The sequence below is a fragment of the Turicibacter sp. H121 genome, assembly GCF_001543345.1.
Classification (GTDB): domain Bacteria; phylum Bacillota_I; class Bacilli_A; order MOL361; family Turicibacteraceae; genus Turicibacter; species Turicibacter bilis.
Map to the genome: position 1 here is coordinate 798,025 of NZ_CP013476.1, position 26,173 is coordinate 824,197.

Below are 26,173 nucleotides of genomic sequence, written 5' to 3' on the forward strand. Positions count from 1 at the left end.
CAATACACAAATCATCTCTTTTTCATTTTGAGGTAGTCCTGATAAAATCATTTATTGAATATGATTCATATGAATCTTAACCGTTTCAATCCGTTTATCTTTTACACATTGGACTTTGAATAAAAGATTTTCATATTCGACCATGCACTCTTCTGTTTCACTTGGAATATAGTCGATTTGGTTAATTAAAAATCCACCTAATGTATCATAGTCTTCTGTCTCTTCATCAAGGTTTAATTGCAATTTATCATTAAGTTCTTTTATGCTAATCAATCCGTTAACGATATACGTATCATTATCAATTTTTCGAATAACAGGATCATCGTCATCGTATTCATCATTAATGTCACCCATCACTTCTTCAATTAAATCTTCAATCGTTACAATTCCTGAGAACCCTCCATACTCATCAATCAATACGGCAAGATGCCTTTTAGATTTTTGTAACTCCTTAAATAGTTGATCAATGTTTTTACACTCAGGTACGAAATAAGGCCGATGAAGTAATTTTTTTAGATCCACATTTTCAAATCCAACTTGATAAGCTTCATGCAAAAAATCTTTAAGATATAAAATTCCAATAATGTTGTCCATATCGCCTTCATAAACTGGAATACGTGAATAATTTTCTTCTAATAATTCTTCAATTGATAATGGTAGCTTAATATTAATCATATAAACTTCAGTCCGAGGAGTCATAACCTCTTTAGCAAGTTTATCATCAAAATCAAAGATACTATTAATCATTTCTTTTTCAATTTGATTAATGACACCATATTCTTCTCCTGCATCAACCAGTGATTTTATTTCCTCACGAGATACTTTTTCTTCTAAATCCGTGTCACTCATTCCAATGACTCGAAGTAATACGTTAGTTGATAAAGACAAAAGTTTAACGAAAGGTTTCGCAAATTTAAAGACAAAGACAATCGGTCTCACCGATAACATCGCCATCTGTTCTGATTTTTGTAAAGCAATACGTTTAGGCACAAGTTCACCAAAGACCAGTGTAAAATAAGATAAGATTATAGTAATGACTATTATTGAAATAGATTGTGCATAAGGTATACCGAGCTGCGATAAGGAAGCACCAATAACCTCTGAGATTCCTGTAGCTGCCGAAGCACTTGAGAAAAATCCTGCTAATGTAATTCCCACTTGAATAGTTGATAAAAACTTATTTGGTTCTTCTAATAAATCAACGAGTAAGGATGCTTTCTTATCTCCGTCATCTGCTAACATTTTAATTCGATTTCGATTGACCGATACAATCGCCATCTCCGCTGACGCAAAAAATGCATTCAATAATGTTAATAGTAAAATCAAAATAAATTGTGACACTAAGTTCATCGGTTCCGGGTCCATAAAATTTATCTCCCCTCTATCTTATGAATTTTACGGCTATTCTAATATATGAAAGACTCTTCAGTATGAGTCAGGAAATTATCTTTACAACTCTCTTTGAATATCTTCCTTGATACTAATACTATATTCACTTCCTATCAGGTGGTAACAAAAAATCCCCGCATAAAGGTGTTACTAAAATTACTGTCCCTTTACTTAATCATATTCAATATACCCTCGTTTAACTAAGTTTTCCAATAATTAAAAATAAAGCTTTAATCTGCCAGCTTTATATTGTATAGGTCATGATGTATCTAGTTTTCTTGATTTTCTCAGTAATTTTAAATTCAAATTTTTGATAAAGCTTAATTGCCCCTTTATTCTGAGCGAAAACATATAAAAATATATTTTGATTTTATTGTTTAGCGCATTCGACGCAATCTCTTAAAACTTCACTCCCAATTCCTTGGCTTTGATATTCCTCGAAAATATAAAGGTCATCTAATTCAAGCTGGCCATCTTCTTGATGAAAATAAAAATACCCCACCTTCTTCCCTTCATACCAGATGACTTGATAGCCGTGTATATGTGTCTCAATTTTATGTCTTACCCATTTTAATACATACTCATAATTAATCGATTCTATCGATTCATATTGATTAATTAAAGACCTATTTAATTGATATATCATCTGTATATCTTCATTTGTAGCTAATTGATAATTAAGCTTCATTCCCTGTCTCCTTCGCTAACCTATAATTATTTAAAATTAGCATACTACTTCATAGCATTTGATTCAATAAAAAAATATTATCTCCAAAATGAAGATAATATTTAAAAAGGAAACTTAGTTATATATGTCTCATACCAATCCGTCTTCCAGCCTTGTTCCTGGCAAAGTGCTAGTAATTGATTTTCATCATTAATTCCTCGTTCGGTAATCAATTGATGTATTTCTTTATTTACTAGCAATCCATTATCAATATTATCCGAGAGATGTTTATACATAGAGTAACTTCTAATATGAGAAAATTCAGCATTTCGTTTCAAAGGAGCCCCAGTTAATTCATCAAACTTAATTTTATATTTTCTTCTTCGTTTTGGTTTTAATGATTTACGGGCATCAACTTTCTGACTGTCATACTCTAATCGAATCGCTCGAACTGTTTCACAACGATCAATCGCATTATAAAACTGTTCAGATGCTAATAAATTGATTCCTTTTTTCCCTACTCCATATTCTTCTTGCTCTTTTCTAATTAATCCAAGTACAATATATCCTCTAATATAAAGTTCACCATGAAAATAACGTTTATCTTCCTCATTTAATGCCATCGTTAAGTAATTAGCTTTTTGTGGGCTTGTTCTTAAAATGCTATGTAGCTTTGACTTTTTAACCCACAACCAACCTTTCTCATCTACTAAAACACCTTCACGCCAAGCGTTACTTAATTGTGTTTTAACTCCTTTGTAGACCCGATAATCAACCTCAGGCACCTCATACTTCAATTCCTTTCCAGGATGATATAAAGTTATCTCATGTGTCTTAATAACTACTCACCTCCAGTCATTTGATTATATAATTGATTTAGCTCTGCCATTGCTTCACTTGCTCTTTGATGATGACAACAATCAGGATGGATAACTTTTGAAATACGATCTCTCCAGCGTTTTGCCGTTTTTTTATTACTGAATAAGGTTGGAGTAATACCGAGCTTATCCATTCGAAGTTTTCCATCTAATTCAACTAAATAAAAAATATACTCACAAGCTTCCGTCGCAAAATATTCAGTTGTATTTGTTTCTAATGTTTCATCTGAAATAACAAGATGAGGCGCATCCTTTTGTTCATGAACGATAGGTGCTTGGCTTAGATTAAGTTTAAACACTGTTTTTTGGAAATTTTCAATCGAAGCATATAAAGAGTTCCATCCTCTTCCCGAAATTTTAATCGTATCACCTACATCTGTTTTAATCTGTGCTTTTACTTCTTTAAACTTTCCTAACTCCTTTAATTCTTTTACACTTGAAACATTAATCCAATCCACGAATTTATCCCTCCTTCTACTAATCATTTTATTCACTGACCCCATCGTACATTCCTTTGCTAATCGATAAAAAAAACACCGATAGCTTAAAAGTCAATCGGTGTTTTTAGCAATTTAGTTGTATTTTATAATTGGCATTAATACATCGCAGATTTTGATCTTTGGCGATTCATCTTTCATTAAGTTGAGCATTTCCATTTGAGAATTAACAATTCTTTTCTCAATCCCGACCGGAATATAACTTCCATCAGCCTGTAACTCATAGGCATTTGTGTTATCACTTAAATAAATCTGTAAGATTTGTTTAATTTTTTCTTTAATTGCCTCATCTTCAACAATTCCCATTGTCTCAACTCGTTTACTTAAATTACGATACATCCAGTCGGCGCTTGAAATATAAATTTCTTCTTCACTATTATTATAGAAATAATAAATACGGCTATGCTCTAAGAACCGTCCAACAATACTACGTACGGTGATATTTTCACTAATCTCCTTCATTTGTGGACGTAAGCAGTAAACTCCACGAACAATCAATTCAATCTTAACACCCGCCATGGAAGCTTCATACAATTTCATAATCATCTGTTTATCGTATAACCCATTCATTTTAGCAATGATATGTGCCTTTTTCCCTGCTTTAGCATGCTTAATTTCTCGATCAATTAACGTCTCAAACTTTAAGCGAAGCCTATGGGGAGCAATCGTCACAAGTAAAAATTTCAATTTAGGAGACGAAATTACCCAAGAAAAATCGGAAGCTTTCAAGAATTTTATTAATTCATCGTTTAACGACATTCCTTGGTTAAAAGATGCCATTCATCTACCAATCGTCGGAATTGGTGGTACAATTCGTATGATTAGTAAAATCTATCGTAATCTTATTGGCGATAACTTTAAACTTCAACATCAATACATCCTCACATGTGAGAACTTTCAAACTGTTTACGACATGTTAGCGCCTCTCTCTTTAAAAGATCGCTTAGGTGTAAAAGGAATTACGAAGGAACGTGCGGATATTGTGTTAGGTTGTTTAATGACAATTCGAGCTTTAATGAGCTACATTGATTCTAAAGAACTTGTCATTAACCGCTATGGAATCCGTCAAGGTTTAATCTTTAAACAACTTGATCTTCCAACTCATTCAGTTCTCGATTATTCACTTTGTAACTTGCTCACTCATTTTAAACTTGATGAGCATCATAACGACCGACTAAAACAATCAACGTTAACACTTGCTAATCAATTAGGCATTAATGATCCTTCTTCAGTCAATATTCTAAAAACGATTAGTAAACTTCATCAGATTGGACAAGTCATCTCATACCAAAATGTGAATAAACATACCTTCCATTTACTCATGAATGTCCAAGTAAACGGCTTAACTCCAAAGGAACAATTAATGTGTGCTTATACTGTGAAATTGTTAGATCGCTTCAATATTAAATTAGAACATGCCAATGTCTTAAATGAGCCAGATCTTGCTCACTGTAAAAAACTTTCACTTATCCTTCAACTTGCAAGCTATCTAACTGCATTAAAACAAGAATTCACCTCACTTCATGTAAAGGAAAATAACATACAAATCCAATTTTCACATCCAATTCCAAGCATTTATATCGGAAAACTTGAAACCCTATCTAAACTTTACACAGAAGTCTTTAATAAAAAGTTAATGATTCATTAAACTGATGGTATGAAGCCTATATTACTAAAGTCGAAGCTAGAGTCTTCTTCAAACTAAAGAACAAAATAACTACTTCTTTTATCTCTAATAAATTAAAACCTCCCTTACCAAAGATCTTAAATCCTTTGATAAGGGAGGTTTTTTCCATTAAACACGCTTAATTCTTAAACAATAATAAAATGTTACAATTCATGATTATCTAAATTCCACCCAGTTGTATAGAAAAATTTAGGTCTTTCCTAAAAAGATTATTTAATAGTTTCATTTACAATATAAAAAGAAGCTATTGGGAGGTAGCTTCTTTTAAAAACGATACTCTTCAGTAAAAATCTCTGTAAATATGGGAAAGAGAATCTGCTTAGAGTAAATAGGGTAATATATGATTTTGGGAATTTATAGAGAATATTCTCTTAAAGATTAAACCTCTAAGAACATGTTTATTATAACAAGAAACTAGTAGAAAGTTACGACTTGGGTACAAACAACATCTTCTAAGGCATAAACGACATTTAAATCAACTAATGGATTAATTTAAACTGTTCAGATTTTAGTATAATTCTTCCCTCTATTTTATATAGTTTTTTCCTATGTCTCCTAATTCTTTTATGGTAAGATATGAATAGTAGAAAAAACAAACATTTTGTCGTCATTATGAGAATGATTCCAAGCTCTGCATAAGTCATTATTTTTTCATGATACGTATTGAACATTTTTTGTATTATATTGAATTTTTATAGGGGGGAAATTTAACAATGATTAATATTTGTTTATGTGATGATGATCTTAATTATTTAAATTACTATTCTACAAAAATTAATGAATTAGCAGATATCTATCATATTCCGATTATGATGGAAACCTATACCAGCGGTGAAAGCCTTACTTTTGAATTAGAAGACAATCCTAATCGAATCGATATTGTTATTATTGATATTATTATGAAGAAGTTGAATGGAATTGAAGCGGGGCAACTTTTAAGAAAATTCGGTTATACTGGCATTATTATCTTTTTAACTTCTAGTAAAGAATATGCACTCGACTCTTTCTCAGTTGAGCCATTCAATTATCTAATTAAAGATTTACGTGATGAAGAACAATTAAAAGGAACCTTTTTAAGAGCGATGATGGAAGTTGAAAAAAAGAGAAAGAAAAGTATTATGATTTCAAGTAAACAGACAAATAAACTAATTAAACTTGATAATATTTTGTATATTGAAAGTATCGGAAAAAAGGTCATCTTATATAATCTATCCGGTGAAAAAGAAGAACTGAATACAACACTTAATAGTTTAGCTGAAAAAATTAACGAGTATGGATTCATCCGTTGTCACAAATCATACATCGTTAACACAACCTACATCAGCTCCTTTAATAAATCAGAATGCTCTCTTAAGCAAGGGATTACGATTCCAATTGGACGAAAGTACTCGTCTACCTTCAAAGAGAACTATCTAAAAAATGAGCTAGACCATATCCTTTTATAGAGGTATCCTTATGAGTGAGCAGCTAATTCAATTAATTCTTTTTATTTTAATCTATATTTATAATGTTTGTCAGCTAAACTATTTTAACAAGCTATTAACGACGCGATTTTCTTCTCGCATGATGATTATCTTCTTATCACTATTTTTAACACTTGTTTCAATGTTTTTAATCACCTATAAGATTTTCATTCCTCTAACCTACTTTATTTTAAGTATCGTTTTATATTTTTCTCTAAGACTTTGTTTTACTGATCTCAAGTCAGTTATTTTTATTATCTGCATTAACATCGTCTTTCAACTCGTTCTGACACGTGATATCGTCATTGGTGTCTCATCACTCATCACAAACCAAAGTATGTATACTCTTGTCCAGGATAAAGGAAACTATATGCTTTCATTCTGTGTCTCCCGCATTATTGTACTTTTTATCCTGTTTAATTTTAATAAACTACTTCCATTAGATGTTGCTAAGAAAATATTAATGAATATCCCTATTTTAAAGTTTACGATTTTAGTAAAAGGAACACTCGTGATTCTCATGCTAAATTCTAACTATATTGACTTTTACTCCGCTAATATCAAAACAGCAACTATTCCATTGTTAATGAATCGAGTAATTATCGGTCTTTGTTACTATTTCCTTTTGTTTACACAAATTCAACAAATCAAATTTAAAGAAGTTGAGCTCAATAATAAATTAATTTCACTACAACTTGAACATCAAGAGGAACTTTATAAAAAACGAGATCACTACGCGGAAATTCTAAGAATGTATAATCACGACTTTAAAAGTGTCTTAACTAATATCAGTTATTTTCTCGATCAAGGAGATATTCCAAAAGCACAAGAAATTTTAAAAACGATTGATTCGGATATTAAAGTTATTGTTACAGAAAATCAGTGTTACTCAAATCGACTGATTGTAGATGTCATCCTAAACTCCTTATCTGAAAGATGTAAACAAGCAAACATTGAGTTTAATGCCGAATGCTCGATTCCTGATCATTTATCACTTAGTGACTTATCACTAAGCCGAATCTTTGGAAACCTTGCAAATAATGCCTATGAGGCCTGTATCAGACAAGATGAGCAGGAGATGAGAAAAATTATCTTTAAAAGTTATATTAAAGATGATTTCTTTATTCTCTATACTCAAAATAGCTTTAATGGTGAAATTATTATTGAACAAAATAAAATCAGAACAACAAAACGAAATAAAAAACAACATGGTGTTGGGATTGAAAGTATTAAAAACATCGTCGAATCCGCTAATGGGATCGCCTTATTTGATGTCAATGAGGAAAAAAATATGTTCAGATTTTACATTAAAATCCCTCTTAGTCATGAGTAAGATCTTTGTTTCCACATTTTCAAACACTCTGTTCTCTCTAAGACAGAATGTTTTTTATAAGATGGATTGGATTATTGATATATACACTATACTTACTTATAAATGAACTCAATTAATTTAATCCCCTGTGCATGGCGCTTAATTACACCCATCTATTTATTTAGACTATAGCCTAAAAGCAATAATTTAAATAGAAAATAAGAAAACCTCAGATTTTCCATCTGAGGTTTTCTTATACCGATTATAATTCTTTTGAACGTTCAACTGCTCGTTTTTGAAATTGTTGCATTTCTTGTTGAAGAGCTATTTTTATTTCTTGTTGATTGAAAATAGATTGTTTATGATTTAAAACTCGAACTCCATTGATCCAAACACTATCCACATTTGAGGCATTTGCGCTATAAACAATCGCTGAATATGGATCATAAATTGGGAACATATTTACCGAATCTGTTTCAATTAAGACGATATCAGCTTGCTTCCCAACTTCAAGTGAACCAATACGAGCATCCATTTTTAATGCCTTTGCCCCACCGATCGTCGCTAATTTAACGATTTCTTCAGCTTTAAATAATGAACGATCTTTATAATGAGTCTTTTGGGCATAAACCGCTGTTTTCATTTGTGTAAATAAATCGAGTGTATTCCCACTACTCGGTCCATCTGTTCCAAGGCCAACAGCAATTCCATGCTCGATCATCTCTTTAACAGGGGCAATTCCTTTTCCTGCTTTCATATTTGATCCCACACAGTGAGCAACACTTGTCCCACGTCCTGCCATTAACTTCATATCATGTTCATTGACATGAATACAATGAGCAGCGACTAATCGATTACTTAAAACACCAATGGAATCTAGATACTCAACGGGCGTCATATCGTACATTTCACGGAATTCTTTCATTTCATAGTCCATCTCAGCCACATGCATCGAAATTAATGTCTCGTATTTTTCAGCGATTTTATACGCTGTCTTTAAAGCAGTCGCATCATTCGTATTCGTCGCATGGGGAGCAATAATAGGTGTGACTAACTCATGATTTTTCCATTTACTAATGAATGCCTCACTATAAGCTAACCCACCATAAGCCTCCTTACAATCACAAGTTGGGAAGTTAATCACCGTTTCTCCCAGTACGCCACGCATATTTAGTTCCTCACAGGCACGGGCCACTTCTTCTTCAAAATAATACATATCTAAAAAAGTTGTCACACCGCTACGTTGCATCTCTAAAATTCCATAACGTGCCGCCTCATAAACAAGTGGCTCTGTCATACATTCAATTTCCAATGGAAAAAGATAACGACGAAGTCGGTCTGGACAATCATCGCCTAATGAACGAAATGGAATCATTGAAACATGAGCATGCGTATTAATCATACCGGGAATCAGTAGACCACCTGCCGCATCAATGATTTCATCCACATGTTCCTCCATTTCCGCCTTATATTCTCCAACATAAGAAATCTTATCATCTTCGATGATTAACATTCCTTTAGGATAGGTTGTTAATACTTCATCCATTGTTAAAATCCAAGCATTTTTAATTAATGTCTTCATAATAAACCTCCTCAATCAACGGAACAATTCCTTGTGTTTTCATATTAATCCTTCTAGTGTCTTCACCTTTAATGTTAATGAAACTAAATAAAGTATAAAAAATATCCAATGCAATTGCATTGGATATTTTTTATACTTGAATCCCTTTTAATCTCATGAGGATTTACCACGACTGTGGTCCCCCCATGAGGCAAAACAACTTAAGAGAAAAACATCACGATTAATGATCCCCAAACCGTTAATAAGATATTTCCCACTGTATATGGAATCGTGTACCCAAGAACAGGTGCGTTACTTTTTGCTTTTTCACAAAGTCCACCGACAGCAGCTGTTGTTGTTAAAGCCCCAGCTGTTGCCCCTAATATAACGGGAGCTGAAAATTTAAATACATACTTGCCAAGGAAAATTCCTGAGAAAGTGGAAATAGCTGTTACCATCATTCCAGCTAAGAAGAAACTCAATCCCGAACTTTGTAATCCATCCACAAATCCTGGTCCTGCATTAATTCCAACCACTGCAACAAAGGCAGCTAAACCAACGTTACTTAAGAACCAAGTGGCACCCGATGGGATACGGCCAATCGTTGGACGACGGGAATGAAGGTATCCAAAGATTAGTCCCATAATCAACGCTCCACCACTTGTTGATAACGTAATACCAATCTTACCAATCATTAAAGATGGAACACCGATTAATCCACCGAATAAAATTCCAAGACCAACAAACGTCATATCTGTTTCATCTGATTGACGAACAGGCTTCCCGATACGAGAAACTAATCCTTCAACATCATCAACAGGTCCTGCTAACGTTAAGACATCATGTTTATCAAGCTTCGTCTCTAGCGTATAAGCAACCTCTTCACCTGCACGCTTAAGTTTAGAAATAATAACTCCTCGTGTTAAATCATTGTCTTGGATTTCTTGAATGGATCTTCCGATAATCGCTTGATTTTTCACACATACATCTAACGATTCTGTTCTAAAATTAACTAATTGATGATCATAAATTTCTTCTCCTAAATCAAGAAATTTAATGTGTTGTACATCCTTCTCTTTAAACGCGATCGCAAGACAATCATTTGTATGAATAAGAGTGCTTGTATTAGCTTTAAACACCTGATTATCACGTTTAATCTTAACAATAAAGCATCGAATATTTTTTTGTGATAACTGTGCTTCAATCTCAGAAACAGTTTTCCCTGCATATTCATCATTGACTTTATACATACGATATAAAACATCACTTGCATGTGAACTAACGAACTCATCTTCAAATGATTCTTTCGCTTGTTGATCTAGTTCTAAACATTCTTTTTCTAAATCAACACCTAAAATCTTTGGTCCGAATGTCGTTAAAATAAAGGTACATCCAAGCGTCCCAAAAATATAAGTAACAGCATATCCAACTGGCACAAAGTCCATCATCTGTTTTTGATTTGAAATATCCATCTTAGAAATAGCATCTTGGGCCACGCCAATAACAGAAGATTGCGTTAAAGCACCAGCTGCAAGTCCTCCAGCTTGTCCTGCATTGAACCCCATCAGTTTCCCAACAAGGATGGCTGAAATTAAACCTATCACACAAACGATAACAGCAAAAATCATCTGTGGAATTCCTTCTTTTTTCAATCCCTTAAAGAATTGAGGACCTGCATTATATCCTAATGCAAATAAAAATAATAAGAAGAAAACAGCTTTAACCGTATTATCGACTGTAATTCCTAACTGACCGACTAATACACCTGTTACTAATACACCCGGTACTGTTCCAATCTTAAATGAACCTATTTGAATCTTTCCAATCGCATATCCGATGGCTAGTGTTAAAAATAATGCTAGCTCTGGATATGATTGAAGGATTTCAACTAACCATGACATCTTTTTCACCTCATTTTAAAATATTGAAAGCAATCACTATTTAAATTGCTTTCCTCTTAATACTCATCATGCGATTTTTCCTCGTTGATTGACCATTTCTGTTGCTTTTTAAATCTACACATGGTAGTACAAAAATGAGGTACTTCATTTATCCTCTCGAGTCAAATTCTCACGTTTTGTCGAAAAATCATTTATTGTGCCGAGTCTATTATAATAGCATTTTCATCAATGTCAAGAAACAAGTTGTAAATTAATGTATAAAAACATTAAATACACCAAAAAAGGAGCTTTCAATTCTGAAGGCTCCTTTATAGCTTGACTACATATATTCTATTTTAATACGAACGTCTCGGAGCATGAAATGGGAGTTACTCATACTCCAGGATCCTATCAAGACATTATAATAGTCTTTATTCCCACTCACTTGATTCATCACGATAAACTGGCAATCAACATATCCCCAATCATTAATAGCCTTTGTTTTAATACTTCGCTCAATCGTCGAAGCCTCATCCATCTCAATATATTCAAGTCCTGCTCGAACTTCATCGCCTGAAATATTTCGATAGAAAAACGAGATACTCACAACATCACCAACATTTAACCCTGGCAACTTAATTTGTAACATCTTCTTAGCTTCATGATTTCCCCGAATCTCTAAAATTCTCCCCGTCTCTCTCCACATCCATTCATTTTCACCTTGATTATCAATGGATGAATGAATACACGTCACATAATTTACACGATGATCAAATAAATAACTTTTTACTTTTCCGCTACTTTGTAACGCTTGATTATAAAGCAACACATTCGTACTAATGCAATCAACCCCCATATCAACTAAGTTTTGCATCTCTTCCCCATGATCAACCGTCCAAGCATTCACGAGTACTCCCTTACTATGTGCATAATCGACCATTTCTTTTGAAACTTGCTTTTTATAACAGTCAATATCCATGTCATATCTCGCACAATAATCAATATTTTCTATGGTCATCTCTGCTAACCACTGAATATTTATTTGATGATTTAATTTTCGAACCTCTGTCACAATCTCTTTTGAAAAAGAAATAATCACCACATATTGAAGGCTTCCCCACTGAGCAACAACCTCTAACAATCGAGCCACACTCTTCGGTTCAATTTCTTTTATCTCAATCACCGGTACTAATCCCCATTTTTTACAGACTGCTAAATACTCCTCAAGCGTTGGAATCCTTAGATGAGGATACTTTTTCACCTGATTCCCACCATTTATAATAAGTTCTTTTAACTCATCCAATGAATAATGTTCCGGTTTTCCACTTCCATTTGTCATTCGTTCTAATGTGTCATCATGCAGTAACACAAACTCCCCATCTTTTGTTTCATGAATATCACATTCCGCCCCATAGTAACCATATTTCCCTGCTAACTCATAAGCTAGCAACGTATTTTCTGGTGCTAATGAACTTAGACCTCGATGTGCAATCATTCTTATCTTTGGTGATAACGTCGATTTCTTCACATCAGTCACTCTCATCTCTTGATCATCTAGGGCCAATGGATGGGGAACAACCAAGTAAAAAGAAGCTGTGCCTAAACACTCCTCGTCAGGCCCATACACCATTATTTCACATGGTATACGTACATCAAAATCACTTAAATAATTAGTTAAATTTAAAGACACACTTCCTACTTTATTTGAAACAACTTCACATCTATTAAAAACACTTTTCCCATTCGTCTGATTCGCACAAACCTTAACTCGGTATCCTGATAAATCTAGTACTTCTTCTTCACTAAACAATTTAACTTCAACCTGACTTCCGTACTCATCATATCGTATCCGACAAATCGGTTTTTTACTTTCGTTTAACTTTAAGCGAACATACTTCTTATACATCCTCTTCACCCCAGTCTGTATATTCTCTAAATTATACAAAATTCATGGCCCATATATGCAAAAAAACTCCATTAGACCTGTCTAGTTAATGGAGCACTTTTTTATAGTAAATCGGCTAATGTATACTTTGAAAATTCTTTTATAAATTGATTGAGGGCTTGAGAAGAAATGTGCTTTAATTTACATCCTGATGACATTAAAGGACAACTCTCTGGTTTACTGAAACATTCGACAATGTTCATATTATCTTCCGTCACCTTTAAAAGATCACCTAGATTAATTTCACTAGGTTTTAACCCGAGCTTTAATCCACCAGCACGACCTTTAATTGAAATAATATAATCCGTTTTTCCAAGATGATGGATAACTTTTTTCATATGATGCTCTGATGTATTTAATGCCTTTGCTAACTCATCAACGGTACATAATTCATCACTATGATGAGCTAAATAAATGAGCGCTCGAAAACTATAATCACTAAACTTTGATAATTGCATATTAAACACCACCTTTGCTTCAATTATACAACAGAAACTGTCTTCACTTGAATGAAAACAAGACTTAAAAATCCTTCATCATCTTAAATGTGCATTTTATTTGCATATTTAATTTCTGTATGTTATTCTATCACTGTCAGTAAGAAAAACAATGAATAAGGAGAGATTTATATGTTAGATCAACATACAATTGATATCATTAAAAGTACTGTCCCTGCATTAAAAGCGCACGGTTTAGATATTACCACAACATTCTACAAAAATATGTTTGAACAAAATCCAGAAGTAGCACCTTTATTTGATATGAGTAAACAAAAATCAGGGGAACAACCAAAAGCATTAGCTATGACAGTTTTAGCAGCTGCACAAAACGTTGATAACTTAGGCGCTATTATGCCCGTTGTACAACGTATTGCCATTCGTCACTGCGACTGTGGAGTAAAAGAAGAACACTACCCAATCGTAGGAAAGCATTTATTAGAGGCTATCAAACAAGTTTTAGGTGAGGCTGCTACAGATGAAATTATCGATGCATGGGCAAAAACATATGAAGTCATTGCACAAGTCTTCATCGATGCAGAAAAAGAAATTTACGCTTCTCGTGCTTAATTTAAAACAAAAAAATCCCCTACCAACTATTTAGGTCAGGGGATTTTTTTCATCTATTCTTTTCTTAAATTATCAATGACCTCAGACGAGAGTCCCGTCATTTTACAAATCGTTTCATTATCTAGAGACTTTAATAAATTTCTTGCTATTTCAAAAGCTTTATTTTGCTCACCTTTACACTCTGCCTCATTCAAAACACTTATGTTATCTTGTAAAATTTTAGAACGCATTTCATATAATAAACGTTCCTCCCTATTACTATTCATACGGATAAGTTCATCCTTTGCTTCCCGGATTTCCTCAATACTCATCTCTAATCGACGTACAGCCTCACTTTCAGGATCGATTAAAAACTCAGTCCAAGCGACTAACATATCCTTAGCATCACTATTTTTCGGAAGTTTAGGAATCTCTATAAAATGAACTTCCATAATATCTGTTAACTCCTCATGCGTTTCTAACTCTTTAAAACGATAAGCAGTATGAAACTTCTCTGATCTTAAATATTTAAAATTCAAAATATTAATACAAATCGTTCTATTTAATTGAGAATAATCTTCTCCATTACTTAACTGCTCTTCATACATCTTACTTAAATAGTAGAGGCTCCTCTTAATCATGTTATATTCATTCTTCAACTGAATTTCAATATTGATAATCTCCTGATTACTTGTTGTTGCTTCAACATCTAATCGAGAATATTTATCCTCTAAAAATTATTTTTCTAAATCTGTCCCTTGAACTTCTACTCGAGTAATTTTATTCACTGGTTTTAAGACTGCATTTAAAAATGAAATTAATACTTTAGGGTGCTTATGTGAACCAAAGATATTTTTAAATACAAAATCAACTTTAGGATCCAATAAACCTCTACTCATCTTAAACCTCCTTAAAAATCAAATATAACCTTTGCCTCTATTATAACGGATATTAATTGATTTTTAATCAATAGATTACATTAAATCTGACTCTAAAAAAGCTTTAATAATTACTACTTCCGGAGGATTAATATTCTCTTGTAAGTCATCTAAAGAGAAGAATTTTAAATCCTTTGCTTCTGCCGCATCTTTTTTCAAGTTTCCTCGATAATCAGTGCAACTATAAGTCGCGATGAAATTTATATACTTCATCCCCATTTGGATATCCGTAATAAAACTCCTCACCTGAAAATATATTAAACAAAGTTAATCTTTTAGCAATGAACCCACTCTCTTCATATAATTCTCGCTTCGCGACTTCTTCTAAACTTCCAGAAGTTCTAAAGTTCCACCAGGCAATCTCCAACAATTATTGTCGTGTCTTAGCTTAAGCAAAAGACGCTCATTCTCATCTAATAAAATTACATTAGCTCCCCCCATCACAATGGGTTGTGAACCAACTAATTGTCTTAAATCCATTATGTATCCCATAATCACTCTCTCCTTTTATAATTCCAAACGTTTGACTCGATACTTAAACATCAATTCATACACCTTATCAGTTGGATGCAAACCATCTCCTTCTGCCATTAACACTTCAAAACCTCGTTTACATCAGCCTGTTTAAACAAACGATTCTCATAACTATCGTCTAATGTGGTAACTGAATTTGTCAGCAATAAAATAACTTCTTTATTATATTTTTTAACTGATTAATAATAGCTACTAAATCATGAAACAAAATCTCCATTTCATTAAAAAGCTTTCGATTATTTGTACCAATCATCAGTAACACCACATCATCATCTACCTCAACTAATTCCGATAAGTAACTTCTTAATTGAGTAGAATTCATTCCACTTCAACCATTAGTAATCACCTTGCAATCAGAATCATACTTTTTCATTACCCCCTCCATTTTAGCTTTATATTTCGTATAGTAAAATACTATTTTAAAAGGAATCACTTCTAACTTTACACTTGAATTTCACTCTTATTGTATACTTCAAGTTGATGTAATAAATCTCATTACTCCAATATCTTTCCATAAAACATGAAATACTCAATGATTATCTGTCGTTATTTTTTACACTTATGTTACAATATGAATATGACATAATTAACTTTTGACTTTTCCCATATTAGAGGTGATATTAATGAATCTAGATAAGCAAATACTAAAAGAAATCGGACAGATTGCGACTCATCACCCAGAAATCCAAAAAATATTATTATTTGGTTCACGAGCTAGAGGAGATAATAGTGAGAGAAGTGATATTGATTTAGCTGTCTATGCCAAAGGATCTATCTCCACGTTTATTGAAGAAATAGAACTTATGACGACGACATTGCTTGAATACGATATAACACATATTACTGAATTAACAGAAGATTATTTTTTAGAACAAATTAATAGAGAAGGAATCGTAATTTATGAGAAAAATTCAATATAAATTTACTAATTTAAAAAAAGCCTATCAAAGACTAGTTGAGGTTGCAAATCTATATGATGGAAAAAATGAAATCATTCGAGATAGTTTGATTCAGCGCTTTGAATTCACATATGAATTAACACACAAAACCCTTCAAGAATTTTTTAAATATTCTGGTATTACAATGGAAAATTCATTTCCAAGAATGATTTACAAAAAAGCTTACGCGAACCATTTGATTGATAATGATAAAATATGGATTAACTTATTAGAAGATCGAAATGCAACGTCCCATTTATACAGCGAACAGATTGCTAATGAAATTGCTCATCGTATTGTTACTGATTATGTTGAAGTAATTGGAAAACTGATTGAAAAATTAGACGAATTAATTTAAGCCCATTATATGATGGGCTTTTTTTACATAAAAAAGGCTTAAAGGATATACACAAATAAACGTATATTTCCTTTAAGCTTTCATATTAAGATTCAAATAGTTCTTGAATATCATCCATTGAAAGATGGGTAATGAATGTTTCGCCTTCTTTAACAAGAGAATCTGATAATTCTAATTTTCTTTGTTGAAGTTTTTCAATTTTTTCTTCGATTGTATCTTTTGCGATTAACTTATAAACCTGAACTTTATTTTGTTGTCCCATTCGGTATGCACGATCCGTCGCCTGATTTTGTGCACTCATATTCCACCATGGATCATAATGAATCACGACATCCGCTCCTGTTAAATTCAATCCCGTTCCACCTGCTTTTAATGAAATCAAGAACACATCAGCTTCACCTTCATTAAATCGGTTTGCTAAGGCAACACGTTGTTCCGATTTTGTTTCACCTGTTAACGTAAAATAAGAAATACCTAACTCATCAAGCTTTGGTGCGATTAAATCAAACATTGATGTAAATTGTGAGAATAACAACATACGGTGTCCACTGTCTTTACATTCCTGAATTAATTCTAAACATAAATTTAACTTTGCACTTTCATCTTTATAGTTTTCCAAATAAAGTGCAGGATGACAACAGAGCTGGCGAAGACGTGTTAACATCGCCAACATCTTCATACGACTTTGCCCTTCATTCCCTTCTCCAAGTTCAGCTTGAAGTTCTTTATTCATACTGATAAGTGTTGCTTCATATAACTTACGTTGTGCCTTGTCTAACTCACAGTAAACAACTGATTCTACCTTATCTGGTAATTCCGTTAAGACATCTTTTTTCAAGCGGCGTAAAATAAATGGTGCTACTAACTGATGAACACGCGCAAGTAACTTTTCATCTTTATCTTTAATAATCGGATTCTCGTACTGCTTTTTAAACTTCGCATAACTCAATAAATATCCTGGCAAAATAAAATCAAAAATTGACCATACATCTGCAATTGAATTCTCAAGCGGTGTTCCTGTTAAGGCAAAACGGATCTCACCGTTCAGTTTTTTTACCGCCTTCGCATTTTGTGTCGCCTGATTTTTAATATAATGCGCCTCATCTAAAATCACATATTTAAATGCTGCCTCATATTCCTTAATATCACGACGCAGCAAATCGTATGACGTCAAAATCACATCATAATTGTTTAAAGTACTCAATTTCTTGCTGCGCTCACTCACTGTTCCTGTCATCGTCAACACACGTAAATGTGGGGCAAAACGTTCAAACTCTGCTTGCCAGTTGAAGACCAGTGAACTCGGAGTAACAATAAGGCTTGGTTTATCAACTTCTCGCTCGTACTCTGCACACAATAAAGCAATCACTTGTAGCGTCTTCCCAAGCCCCATATCATCAGCTAAAATTCCACCCATTCCATAATCAGATAACGTTCTTAACCAACGATAACCTGTTTCCTGATATGGACGTAACGTCGCTTGTAAATTTTGTGGCAGTTCATATTCCATTTCATCAATTTGTTCAAAATCATTAACTAATTGACGAAAGGCCTTATTTTTCTTAGATTTAACTTCATTTTTTTCAAGCATTCGTTCTAAATAAAGTGCACGATATTTCGAGAGTTGAATTTCATCTTGTTGTAAGTCTTCTTCGGTTAATTCTAAATCCTCTACTAAATTAAAAAACGATTGCATATACTCAGAATCTAACTCTAAAAAGCTTCCATCTTTTAAACGATAATATTTCTTTTTTAATTGATACTGTGCCAACACCTCTTGATACTCGGACACATCAAATGCTAAATCTTCTAATTTAAAAGTCATTAAATCACTTTGTAAACGTACCCCGACTGATACTTTCTTATTCACTTGTTTTGGGCTCATCCCTTTAAAACGTTCCGTCGCATTTACTTCATGCTGTGCAATTAAGGCCGGAACGCCTTGATTCATAAACTGATAAATTTGATGATCATCATTAAGCACCATCTTATCTTTATCAATCTTGAAATCATAAGTTTCAAACACATTCATAAGTTGCGCTTCTTTCACTTTATCACGAACAATAGTTGATGGTAACTCGTCAGTAAGTGGATTATACAAATGGCCATTATAACCATATTCTACTTTTGCCTCAACCGCTAAATCATCATTTAAATCTAAATATACTTTACTATCAAGTTGTGGCATCTCATATTTACCTTGTAAATAATTAATGCTATCATCAGTAACAAATGCGGCAATACGTGGATAAATAACAGATAAGAAGTGAGGAATTTGTTCACTTGAAATATATAAGTAGCCACTCATTACAATAATTTCTTTTAAAATTGGGAAGATATAATTAATAAACTCTTCATCCATAAACCATAAGCTATCCTGTGTCAAAAGGAAATAATCCTTTCCTCGACCACGTATTAACATTTTTCCTTTTGTTTGTGTAAGAAGTAGTCCTTTATTCTTAGCTTGTTCAATCTTCAATTGAATATTTGGTCTTTGATTAGTCATTAAGATAGATTTCCATTCGTCTTTTTCAACATAACAATTTAACTTCGTATTAAGTAATAAATCATCTAATTCACGCAATTTCATAGAACTTAGCAATAAACTACGACGTTCCGAGTTTGGTAATCGATACTGCTGTGTAATAAACTGTCGGTCCTTTACTATCGATTTCACAAAATTTAGAATTTTTAATGATTGCTCATCAAAACGACGAATATCATGATTAAAAGTTAATTCTTTTCCATAAATAAATTCTGATTGTGTATCTATTCGATTAATAAAATCAAACAAATCTTTAATAACATAAAATCGTTTTGTTCCGATCGATAACTCTAATTTTGTTACCTCACCTTCAAATCTTAACTTAGGAATTAAAGATACGGTGGATGTATCTTCTAAATTCATTCTCACCTCTTGAACTAATGAATCTTCATATTGATCTAACAATTGATTAATCGTATTTCTTTGATAAAATACTATAGCATCCTCCCAAGAAATACGACGACTTTTTTGTTCATATTGTGCTTGAAATAGCATTGCTACAACATGTATACAACATGATTGATAGTGATGTGATGCTGGACAGTCACAACCGATACTTTGAATGTTTCCTTTAGTATCGAAATCAGCTTCGGCATGATACTCTCTTCCAGTAAAGTCATGAACAATGGAACAAATTTCATAAGGAGCATCGGAATTTTGAGTTTTTAAAAAATTAATTGTCTTAACAGCTCCAGAATCATGCAAGATGTTCCCGTTATAAAAAATTGAGTCAAAGCTTGCTATACGTTCAATCAATGAATCACTTAATTTTAATTTCATAAAAAAATATCCTCCTAAAACATCTCCTATTATATCAATTATAGGGACACTAATACAAATTTAAACATGAACAAGAAAAAAAGCTATATAATAAAGAAGATAATTGAAGCAAGGAGGTTTTAATGTGAGAGATATTACAAATTCAAAAGGAAAAATCTTTAGACACTTTAAAGGTGATTTATATTTAGTTGAGGATTTCGTCAAACATTCAGAAACGCAAGAAACCATGGTTCTTTATCGAGCCCTATACGGTGAATGCGGCCTTTTCGTACGACCTTATGGCATGTTTGTTGAAGAGGTTCCTGAAGGAAAAGTAAATCCAACCGGACAAAAATACCGATTCCAAGAATATGAAGTTAAGAGCGTCAAATAACTCTACAAAAAAACTCCTACTGAGACTAATTAGTAGGAGTTTTCTTATTTTTTTAACATCTGGTTCTAAAAATCGATCGAGTACTGATTCTTCATAAGAAGAAGATTTTCTTTAGTTTGCTTTTTTTGAAGGTACTGCTTCTTTCTTATCGAGTAAATATTTTTGAATAAATAACTTATGTGCGATAGACATGACAGCAGAGCGTAAAACTTCTGTTTCAAATGTAATATTCTTTGCTGAGTTTGGTTCAATGGATTCACGATTAATAAAAACAAACTGTAAGGCTTTCTCTAATTCAACGCAGAAGAAGTCATAAGCCTCCTTTGTTGGATATAAATTCATCTGAATTTTAATCATTTCACAAACTTCTGTTAAACTATAAACTTGTTTAAATAAACAAACGACAATCAAATACGCTAAATGCTTTTCAGTGTAACGACGACCGACTGGTGGAGATACAACCTTTTGTTTGACGTAATTATTTAACATTGTTGGTGTTAATAACTTTTCCTCTGGATTTAAATTTAATGGTTTCAGTACATCTTCGACATACGAAATAACCTGATCCTTGTACAAAGGAATCGTTGGCAATTCATCAAATCTTGGGCAATGAAACTCTAACATTTCTTTATGATCCATAGTTCTTCCTAACTTTCTATTTTAAAATATCATGTTTTTTAATAGCCTGAACTGCAATACATCCTGGACCACCTTGTGCTGTAAAAACGGGTGTCAGCAGCATTACCTCAGTCTCAATACTTCCTATATTTTTAATTATAATATCTTTTGTCTCCATTGCCAACTCTTCATCACATGCATGTGAAATATAAATCTTATATTCATCATTTACGCCTTTCGCTATTAAATCATCACAAATCGCTTGAATGGCTTTTTTGAATGTACGTTTCGTCGCAAACTTCTCTAAACGTGTACTATCCTCAGATAATGTCATGACTGGTACTAACTTTACTAAACCACCAATGCGACCAACCAATGGGGATAAACGTCCACCACGAACTAAATAATCAAAATCTTTCGGAATCAGGAAAGAAGTAGAAGTTTCTATTAGCGATTCAATTTCGCTTACTACTTCAGACTTCGTCTTACCCGCTTCAACTAATTTCACAGCAACATCTACAAGATAACGATGTGGCCCACAAAGCGTCTTCGAATTGATAACTGTAATATTTTCTTCATGATCGACCATTGATTTTGCCATACATGCTGATTGATACGTTCCCGATAATCCATCCGCTAATGAAATATTAATAATCTCCTCATTAGGATATTTTTCATACATCTCTACGACATCTCCAATTGAAGGTTGAGATGAACTTGGAAAATACCCCTCATTAATCATTTCTACTAAACCTTCAGTTGTTAATTCCTCTAATTCTTTATAGCTTTTATTATTAATCGTTACCGATAACGGTCTAATATCTAAATGATTTTGTTTTGCCTCTTCTCTTGAATAAAGCGTTGATGAATCCGCCACAATCTTAATCATACTAAGCCCTCCATATATAAAAGTTAACATTTCTAATAAACTTAGTTTTTAATACTATATAATTTAGATTAACACCTTTTGTTTGCATTGTCAATCAAGAAAAAATAAACCTGATAGTTCATCTCACTAAAAATAAAGAAAGCTTGTCATCATTTAAAATCGTTCCCCTGAATTACATCTATCGCTTAATACTCTCGCAACAAACGTACATACTATATTTGATAGGAGGTCAAACAATGAATAATAAACAAGAGCAATTCTTAAATTATATCCTTAAAAGAGTTCAAGATGGAAAAATAGATGAAGCACAAGCACTTATTAATGAAAACTTCAAAAAACAAGAGGCTGGTACATTTACTCGTGCTGATATTGGAGAATTCATTCCTAAAATTACGATGTTGATTAAACCTAACCATGTCGATGAGGTTCACAATGTTATACAAGAATTCGCAGCTACTTTTTCTGAAAAATAAAAAACTGCTCTTAATTGAGCAGTTTTTTATTTTATTGACAACCACATTCAAAATACCAATCTAGTTCTTCCTTAACTATCTAAGTTATCAAATAAATATTCTCATTTCTTATTCACAAAAAATTTTATTGTACAACTCCGCTTTCTACAACAATATTATCCGCATCTGCTGCTTCCCCATAAACTGGAGCTAATGTTTCTTCATAATCGGCATGAAAGAAGTTTTCTTTTCCGAGTTCAACAATTTCATTATTTAACCAATCTAATAAATCTTGATTCCCTTTTTGAACTGCCGCTGCAATCGTATCAATATTTCCTAATGATTCAATTCCAACACTAAATCCCTCATTTTCAATGGCCCATGCTAATACTTCTGTATTATCCGTAGAAAGCGCATCTCCACGACCATCTAATAACGCATTATAGGCTTCGCTGTATTGATCAAATTTTAATAAATTAACTGCTGGATAATTTTCTGTAAAAAATGTCTCTGCTGTTGTTCCCTTACATACTATTAACGTTTTACCTTTTAAATCTTCTACATCTGTAATTAAAGCCTTATCAGATGAAACGACACCAAGAGCCACTTTCATATAAGGAAGCGTAAAATCTACTTTTTCTTTTCGCTCTTCAGTGACTGTAAAGTTCGCTAAAATAATATCGACTTTATTAGAAACTAAATACTCTACACGACTCGCTGCTTCAACTGGTACATACTCAACTTCTACCCCAAGATCTTTGGCGATACGATTACCAAAATAAACATCATAGCCTTGATAATCTCCGTTAGAATCAACGTATCCGAATGGTTTTTTATCACTAAATACGCCAATGACAATTTTGCCACTTTGTTTAATTTCCTCAACCGTTCTTGCTTTTGATTGGCTATCATTCGGTGAAGAAGTTTGACACGCTGTAAAAACACCTAACGTTAATAATAAAGTACCCAAACATAGTAAACACTTTTTCATTTTCATCCATCCTTTCTATTCAAATTTAAATAGATTTAAAAACTGTTTTGCCCTTTTTGTTTTTGGATTTGTAAAAAATGTTTCTGGATCCGCTTCTTCAATGATTTTCCCTTCATCTAAAAAGATAATTCGATCAGCAATCGCACGGGCAAATTCCATTTCATGTGTGACGATTACCATCGTACTTCCTTCTTTAGCAAGGGAAAGAATCACATCTAATACTTCTCTAACCATTTCTGGGTCAAGGGCAGCTGTCACCTCGTCAAACAATAAAATTTCTGGTTTCATACAAAGGGCACGAACGATGGCTACCCGTTGTTTTTGCCCACCAGATAATTGACGTGGATATGCCTTTTTCTTATCAAGCAATCCTACTCGGGCGAGTAATCTTTCTGCTTCTTTAATGGCTTCGGATTTATCACGTCCTTGCGCTTTTGTAGGGCCTAAGATAATGTTATGTAATACATCCAGATGTGGAAACAATTCATAACTTTGAAATACCATGCCAATTTTCTGTCTAATCAATGGCATTTGCTTACTTTGATGACTAATACATTCATCCTCTAGTAAGATATCTCCTGCTTGAATTTTTTCTAGTCCATTAATGCATCGAAGTAAGGTACTTTTTCCACAACCAGACGGTCCTAAAATCACAACGACTTCTCCTTTTTTTACTTCTAATGATAAATCTGAAAAAATAACATTTTGATCATAACTTTTCGTCACATGGTTTAACTTTAATATCGTTTCACTCATAATCGTTTTTTACACCTCCCACCGCTTTTCTAACTTCGTCGCTAGTAATGAAATTGGATAACAGATGATAAAGTAAAGAAGAAAGATAACACCATAAATCCAAAGAGCAGCACTTGGCACTGTTAACCGAGAAGCTTCAATAATTTGTTGACCAACCTTTACTACCTCTACAACACCGATTAGTACAATTAACGAGGTTGTTTTAATCATACGTGTCACTAAATTAATCATCTGAGGTAATAATCTTCTAATCGTTTGAGGAATAATAACATATTGATAAAGTTGACGTTTCTTAAGACCAATCGCGAGCCCTGTTTCATATTGATGTTTTGGAATAGAACTTAATGCCCCACGTACTAAGTCTCCCATTTCTGCAATTCCCCAAAAAGAAAAAACTAAAACTGCAGCGACCTCACCAGATAAGTTAACTCCAAACGACTTACTTAAGCCAAAATAAGCTAAAAAGAGTAATACTAATTGTGGAATAATTCGAACACTCTCTAAGTAGATACGACAGATAAGCTTCATAATTGTAGAATTCAGGCTCATTAAAATTCCCATTCCAATTCCTAAAATGACTGAAATTAAAACCGAGATTAATGAGATTTCTAACGTAACCCATAACCCTTCTAATAAACGAATAAAATTCCTTCCTTCAAATAAAACACTAATTCCCCACTCCTGCATAGCGCACCTTCCTTTCAATGAAGCTTAAAATTAGAGAAATCGGTAATAACAGCAGTAAGTAAGAAACAACTAACATCAGTAATGATTCATCTGTTTTATAATATAAGCCGATTAATCCTTTAGCGACATACATTAAATCCGCAAGTGCGACAACGCTAAAAACAGATGTTTCCTTAATTAAAAAGATTGTATTGGCAGTAAAAGCAGGTAAAGAAACAACAGCTGCCTGTGGAATAACAATGTATCGTAACACTTGCCATTTTGTTAATCCTAAACTTAATCCTGATTCTGTTTGACTTATTGGAATAGCCTCAAGCCCACTACGAAACGCCTCAGCCATATAACTTCCACCTAAAAAGGTTAACCCTAATACCCCGCATGCTTCAGAACTTAAAAAGATTCCTAGCTTCGGCAATCCGAAATACAAGAAAAACAACTGAATTAATAGAGGAGTATTTCTTGAAAGCTCAATATACACACCAATGATTCGCTGTAAAATTGGAACTTTATAATATCGAATGACACAACAAATAAATCCCCAAAAAGTAGATAATAAAATTCCTAAAAAAGCAATACTAATAGTTAACTTAGCAGCCTCTACATACATCGGTGTATACGTCCTAATAAATTCAAAATCCATGATCTCCCTCCTCACTAAAACTAAATTAACTTGTTCTTATATTAATCATACGATTCAATTTTCTAAATAATTACAATTTCAGAGAATTAATGATATAAAAACGGATTTATAACGAAATTTATCATATGTGAACATAAAAAAACTCCCCATCTCTTACAGTAATGGGAAGTTTTTAACTTTCTCTATAGAAATAAAAAAGTATTCTACAATTTTATAACAGGCTAGTTGAGAATCGGCTTTAAAACTAAGACAGGCAATCATCGAACTAAAATTGTTCCGATCTAAAAAACTTATCTAGATTTATATAAAATAAAAAACTACTCTTTCCTTAGAGAAAATCATGAAAAGA

At 32.9% G+C, this 26,173-nt stretch carries 27 protein-coding genes and 1 pseudogene; 8 read left to right on the forward strand and 20 right to left on the reverse strand.

Translation table 11 applies throughout. The annotated features are described in order from the left end of the window. Nucleotides 1–51: 51 nt before the first annotated feature. The 5 genes from AT726_RS03840 to AT726_RS03860 all read right to left on the reverse strand — a co-directional run bounded on the left by AT726_RS03840 (nt 52) and on the right by AT726_RS03860 (nt 4,211). On the reverse strand, nt 52–1,365 hold the full coding sequence (locus tag AT726_RS03840) for a hemolysin family protein (protein ID WP_068759091.1): 1,314 nt from the start codon (nt 1,363–1,365) through the stop codon (nt 52–54). Between the two features lie 394 nt (nt 1,366–1,759). Continuing rightward, nucleotides 1,760–2,077 (reverse strand): GNAT family N-acetyltransferase, encoded by a 318-nt coding sequence (locus tag AT726_RS03845; RefSeq protein ID WP_201023072.1) that lies wholly within the window; start codon nt 2,075–2,077, stop codon nt 1,760–1,762. Between the two features lie 101 nt (nt 2,078–2,178). Beyond that, complete coding sequence (locus tag AT726_RS03850; RefSeq protein WP_158508538.1) at nt 2,179–2,853, reverse strand: hypothetical protein; 675 nt, start codon at nt 2,851–2,853, stop codon at nt 2,179–2,181. A 44-nt stretch (nt 2,854–2,897) separates the two neighbouring features. Then, nucleotides 2,898–3,392, reverse strand: coding sequence for a hypothetical protein (locus AT726_RS03855; protein ID WP_068759093.1), 495 nt, complete (start codon nt 3,390–3,392; stop codon nt 2,898–2,900). A gap of 114 nt (nt 3,393–3,506) precedes the next feature. Continuing rightward, nucleotides 3,507–4,211, reverse strand: coding sequence for a phospholipase D-like domain-containing protein (locus tag AT726_RS03860; protein WP_068759094.1), 705 nt, complete (start codon nt 4,209–4,211; stop codon nt 3,507–3,509). Here AT726_RS03860 and AT726_RS03865 point away from each other — a divergent pair. The 3 genes from AT726_RS03865 (at nt 4,132) to AT726_RS03875 (ending at nt 7,914) form a co-directional block, all read left to right on the forward strand. Then, nucleotides 4,132–5,079: a Ppx/GppA phosphatase family protein gene (locus tag AT726_RS03865; protein WP_237297230.1), complete on the forward strand. Its 948-nt coding sequence runs from the start codon at nt 4,132–4,134 to the stop codon at nt 5,077–5,079. The two genes, AT726_RS03860 and AT726_RS03865, sit on opposite strands and share 80 nt — an antisense overlap. A gap of 752 nt (nt 5,080–5,831) precedes the next feature. After that, complete coding sequence (locus AT726_RS03870) at nt 5,832–6,563, forward strand: LytR/AlgR family response regulator transcription factor (RefSeq protein ID WP_055242671.1); 732 nt, start codon at nt 5,832–5,834, stop codon at nt 6,561–6,563. A 10-nt stretch (nt 6,564–6,573) separates the two neighbouring features. After that, nucleotides 6,574–7,914: a sensor histidine kinase gene (locus AT726_RS03875; RefSeq protein WP_055275115.1), complete on the forward strand. Its 1,341-nt coding sequence runs from the start codon at nt 6,574–6,576 to the stop codon at nt 7,912–7,914. Nucleotides 7,915–8,155: 241 nt separating this feature from the next. On the opposite strand, the gene AT726_RS03880 is transcribed toward AT726_RS03875, so the two are convergent. From AT726_RS03880 to AT726_RS03895, 4 genes are all read right to left on the reverse strand, one after another. Continuing rightward, complete coding sequence (locus AT726_RS03880) at nt 8,156–9,475, reverse strand: amidohydrolase (RefSeq protein WP_068759096.1); 1,320 nt, start codon at nt 9,473–9,475, stop codon at nt 8,156–8,158. 200 nt (nt 9,476–9,675) lie between these two features. Then, nucleotides 9,676–11,355: an aspartate-alanine antiporter gene (aspT, locus tag AT726_RS03885; protein ID WP_068759097.1), complete on the reverse strand. Its 1,680-nt coding sequence runs from the start codon at nt 11,353–11,355 to the stop codon at nt 9,676–9,678. Between the two features lie 319 nt (nt 11,356–11,674). Continuing rightward, the gene (locus AT726_RS03890) at nt 11,675–13,240 is read right to left on the reverse strand and encodes a glycerophosphodiester phosphodiesterase (RefSeq protein WP_068759098.1); all 1,566 of its coding nucleotides are present in this window, start codon (nt 13,238–13,240) and stop codon (nt 11,675–11,677) included. A gap of 101 nt (nt 13,241–13,341) precedes the next feature. Next, entirely contained in the window at nt 13,342–13,737 is a 396-nt protein-coding gene (locus AT726_RS03895; RefSeq protein WP_055242692.1) for an RrF2 family transcriptional regulator, read from the reverse strand. 171 nt (nt 13,738–13,908) lie between these two features. On the opposite strand from AT726_RS03895, the gene AT726_RS03900 reads away from it, so the two are divergent. Further along, complete coding sequence (locus tag AT726_RS03900; protein ID WP_055242694.1) at nt 13,909–14,346, forward strand: globin domain-containing protein; 438 nt, start codon at nt 13,909–13,911, stop codon at nt 14,344–14,346. 53 nt (nt 14,347–14,399) lie between these two features. Here AT726_RS03900 and AT726_RS03905 read toward each other — a convergent pair. From AT726_RS03905 to AT726_RS03915, 4 genes and pseudogenes are all read right to left on the reverse strand, one after another. After that, nucleotides 14,400–15,224: pseudogene (locus tag AT726_RS03905) on the reverse strand (Rpn family recombination-promoting nuclease/putative transposase). A 75-nt stretch (nt 15,225–15,299) separates the two neighbouring features. Beyond that, the gene (locus tag AT726_RS12975; RefSeq protein ID WP_201023073.1) at nt 15,300–15,476 is read right to left on the reverse strand and encodes a hypothetical protein; all 177 of its coding nucleotides are present in this window, start codon (nt 15,474–15,476) and stop codon (nt 15,300–15,302) included. Between the two features lie 111 nt (nt 15,477–15,587). Continuing rightward, nucleotides 15,588–15,755: a hypothetical protein gene (locus AT726_RS12980; RefSeq protein WP_201023074.1), complete on the reverse strand. Its 168-nt coding sequence runs from the start codon at nt 15,753–15,755 to the stop codon at nt 15,588–15,590. Between the two features lie 181 nt (nt 15,756–15,936). Continuing rightward, entirely contained in the window at nt 15,937–16,119 is a 183-nt protein-coding gene (locus AT726_RS03915; RefSeq protein ID WP_055242696.1) for an SGNH/GDSL hydrolase family protein, read from the reverse strand. A gap of 301 nt (nt 16,120–16,420) precedes the next feature. Here AT726_RS03915 and AT726_RS03920 point away from each other — a divergent pair, with 301 nt between their 5' ends. After that, nucleotides 16,421–16,717 carry a nucleotidyltransferase domain-containing protein gene (locus AT726_RS03920; protein WP_055242698.1) on the forward strand — a complete coding sequence of 99 codons (297 nt, stop codon included), beginning with the start codon at nt 16,421–16,423 and terminating at the stop codon, nt 16,715–16,717. Further along, entirely contained in the window at nt 16,698–17,093 is a 396-nt protein-coding gene (locus AT726_RS03925) for an HI0074 family nucleotidyltransferase substrate-binding subunit (RefSeq protein ID WP_055242700.1), read from the forward strand. Before AT726_RS03920 ends, AT726_RS03925 begins: the two co-directional genes overlap by 20 nt. A gap of 85 nt (nt 17,094–17,178) precedes the next feature. On the opposite strand, the gene AT726_RS03930 is transcribed toward AT726_RS03925, so the two are convergent. Next, complete coding sequence (locus AT726_RS03930; RefSeq protein ID WP_068759099.1) at nt 17,179–20,418, reverse strand: SNF2-related protein; 3,240 nt, start codon at nt 20,416–20,418, stop codon at nt 17,179–17,181. Nucleotides 20,419–20,542: 124 nt separating this feature from the next. On the opposite strand from AT726_RS03930, the gene AT726_RS03935 reads away from it, so the two are divergent. Continuing rightward, nucleotides 20,543–20,791 (forward strand): DUF1653 domain-containing protein, encoded by a 249-nt coding sequence (locus tag AT726_RS03935; RefSeq protein WP_055275129.1) that lies wholly within the window; start codon nt 20,543–20,545, stop codon nt 20,789–20,791. A 111-nt stretch (nt 20,792–20,902) separates the two neighbouring features. Here AT726_RS03935 and AT726_RS03940 read toward each other — a convergent pair whose 3' ends face one another. Both AT726_RS03940 and AT726_RS03945 read right to left on the reverse strand, forming a co-directional pair. Next, nucleotides 20,903–21,430, reverse strand: coding sequence for a DUF1836 domain-containing protein (locus AT726_RS03940; protein WP_055275130.1), 528 nt, complete (start codon nt 21,428–21,430; stop codon nt 20,903–20,905). Nucleotides 21,431–21,446: 16 nt separating this feature from the next. After that, the gene (locus AT726_RS03945; RefSeq protein ID WP_068759100.1) at nt 21,447–22,298 is read right to left on the reverse strand and encodes a DegV family protein; all 852 of its coding nucleotides are present in this window, start codon (nt 22,296–22,298) and stop codon (nt 21,447–21,449) included. 236 nt (nt 22,299–22,534) lie between these two features. On the opposite strand from AT726_RS03945, the gene AT726_RS03950 reads away from it, so the two are divergent. Then, on the forward strand, nt 22,535–22,771 hold the full coding sequence (locus tag AT726_RS03950; RefSeq protein ID WP_068759101.1) for a hypothetical protein: 237 nt from the start codon (nt 22,535–22,537) through the stop codon (nt 22,769–22,771). Between the two features lie 124 nt (nt 22,772–22,895). Here AT726_RS03950 and AT726_RS03955 read toward each other — a convergent pair whose 3' ends face one another. From AT726_RS03955 to AT726_RS03970, 4 genes are read right to left on the reverse strand one after another with little or no spacing between them, the layout of a single operon-like run. Beyond that, nucleotides 22,896–23,741, reverse strand: coding sequence for a cysteine ABC transporter substrate-binding protein (locus tag AT726_RS03955; RefSeq protein ID WP_068759102.1), 846 nt, complete (start codon nt 23,739–23,741; stop codon nt 22,896–22,898). Between the two features lie 15 nt (nt 23,742–23,756). Further along, nucleotides 23,757–24,497 (reverse strand): amino acid ABC transporter ATP-binding protein, encoded by a 741-nt coding sequence (locus AT726_RS03960; protein WP_068759103.1) that lies wholly within the window; start codon nt 24,495–24,497, stop codon nt 23,757–23,759. A gap of 9 nt (nt 24,498–24,506) precedes the next feature. After that, a complete protein-coding gene (locus AT726_RS03965; protein WP_068759104.1) occupies nt 24,507–25,184 on the reverse strand; it encodes an amino acid ABC transporter permease in 678 nt (225 codons plus the stop codon). After that, nucleotides 25,165–25,824 carry an amino acid ABC transporter permease gene (locus AT726_RS03970; protein WP_068759105.1) on the reverse strand — a complete coding sequence of 220 codons (660 nt, stop codon included), beginning with the start codon at nt 25,822–25,824 and terminating at the stop codon, nt 25,165–25,167. Before AT726_RS03970 ends, AT726_RS03965 begins: the two co-directional genes overlap by 20 nt. Nucleotides 25,825–26,173 lie beyond the last annotated feature (349 nt).

Excerpts from the sequence above, each read along its gene's own strand:
- AT726_RS12980 (WP_201023074.1), bottom strand. The coding sequence starts at position 15,755 with ATGGGATACATAATGGATTTAAGACAATTAGTTGGTTCACAACCCATT.
- AT726_RS03890 (WP_068759098.1), bottom strand. The coding sequence starts at position 13,240 with ATGTATAAGAAGTATGTTCGCTTAAAGTTAAACGAAAGTAAAAAACCG.
- AT726_RS03895 (WP_055242692.1), bottom strand. The coding sequence starts at position 13,737 with ATGCAATTATCAAAGTTTAGTGATTATAGTTTTCGAGCGCTCATTTAT.
- AT726_RS03930 (WP_068759099.1), bottom strand. The coding sequence starts at position 20,418 with ATGAAATTAAAATTAAGTGATTCATTGATTGAACGTATAGCAAGCTTT.
- AT726_RS03970 (WP_068759105.1), bottom strand. The coding sequence starts at position 25,824 with ATGGATTTTGAATTTATTAGGACGTATACACCGATGTATGTAGAGGCT.
- AT726_RS03915 (WP_055242696.1), bottom strand. The coding sequence starts at position 16,119 with ATGAATTCTACTCAATTAAGAAGTTACTTATCGGAATTAGTTGAGGTA.
- AT726_RS03925 (WP_055242700.1), top strand. The coding sequence starts at position 16,698 with ATGAGAAAAATTCAATATAAATTTACTAATTTAAAAAAAGCCTATCAA.
- AT726_RS03960 (WP_068759103.1), bottom strand. The coding sequence starts at position 24,497 with ATGAGTGAAACGATATTAAAGTTAAACCATGTGACGAAAAGTTATGAT.
- AT726_RS03940 (WP_055275130.1), bottom strand. The coding sequence starts at position 21,430 with ATGGATCATAAAGAAATGTTAGAGTTTCATTGCCCAAGATTTGATGAA.
- AT726_RS03840 (WP_068759091.1), bottom strand. The coding sequence starts at position 1,365 with ATGGACCCGGAACCGATGAACTTAGTGTCACAATTTATTTTGATTTTA.
- AT726_RS03870 (WP_055242671.1), top strand. The coding sequence starts at position 5,832 with ATGATTAATATTTGTTTATGTGATGATGATCTTAATTATTTAAATTAC.
- AT726_RS03875 (WP_055275115.1), top strand. The coding sequence starts at position 6,574 with ATGAGTGAGCAGCTAATTCAATTAATTCTTTTTATTTTAATCTATATT.
- AT726_RS03860 (WP_068759094.1), bottom strand. The coding sequence starts at position 4,211 with ATGGCATCTTTTAACCAAGGAATGTCGTTAAACGATGAATTAATAAAA.
- AT726_RS03900 (WP_055242694.1), top strand. The coding sequence starts at position 13,909 with ATGTTAGATCAACATACAATTGATATCATTAAAAGTACTGTCCCTGCA.
- AT726_RS03845 (WP_201023072.1), bottom strand. The coding sequence starts at position 2,077 with ATGAAGCTTAATTATCAATTAGCTACAAATGAAGATATACAGATGATA.
- AT726_RS03965 (WP_068759104.1), bottom strand. The coding sequence starts at position 25,184 with ATGCAGGAGTGGGGAATTAGTGTTTTATTTGAAGGAAGGAATTTTATT.
- AT726_RS03920 (WP_055242698.1), top strand. The coding sequence starts at position 16,421 with ATGAATCTAGATAAGCAAATACTAAAAGAAATCGGACAGATTGCGACT.
- AT726_RS03950 (WP_068759101.1), top strand. The coding sequence starts at position 22,535 with ATGAATAATAAACAAGAGCAATTCTTAAATTATATCCTTAAAAGAGTT.
- AT726_RS03945 (WP_068759100.1), bottom strand. The coding sequence starts at position 22,298 with ATGATTAAGATTGTGGCGGATTCATCAACGCTTTATTCAAGAGAAGAG.
- aspT (WP_068759097.1), bottom strand. The coding sequence starts at position 11,355 with ATGTCATGGTTAGTTGAAATCCTTCAATCATATCCAGAGCTAGCATTA.
- AT726_RS12975 (WP_201023073.1), bottom strand. The coding sequence starts at position 15,476 with ATGAAGTATATAAATTTCATCGCGACTTATAGTTGCACTGATTATCGA.
- AT726_RS03955 (WP_068759102.1), bottom strand. The coding sequence starts at position 23,741 with ATGAAAAAGTGTTTACTATGTTTGGGTACTTTATTATTAACGTTAGGT.
- AT726_RS03880 (WP_068759096.1), bottom strand. The coding sequence starts at position 9,475 with ATGAAGACATTAATTAAAAATGCTTGGATTTTAACAATGGATGAAGTA.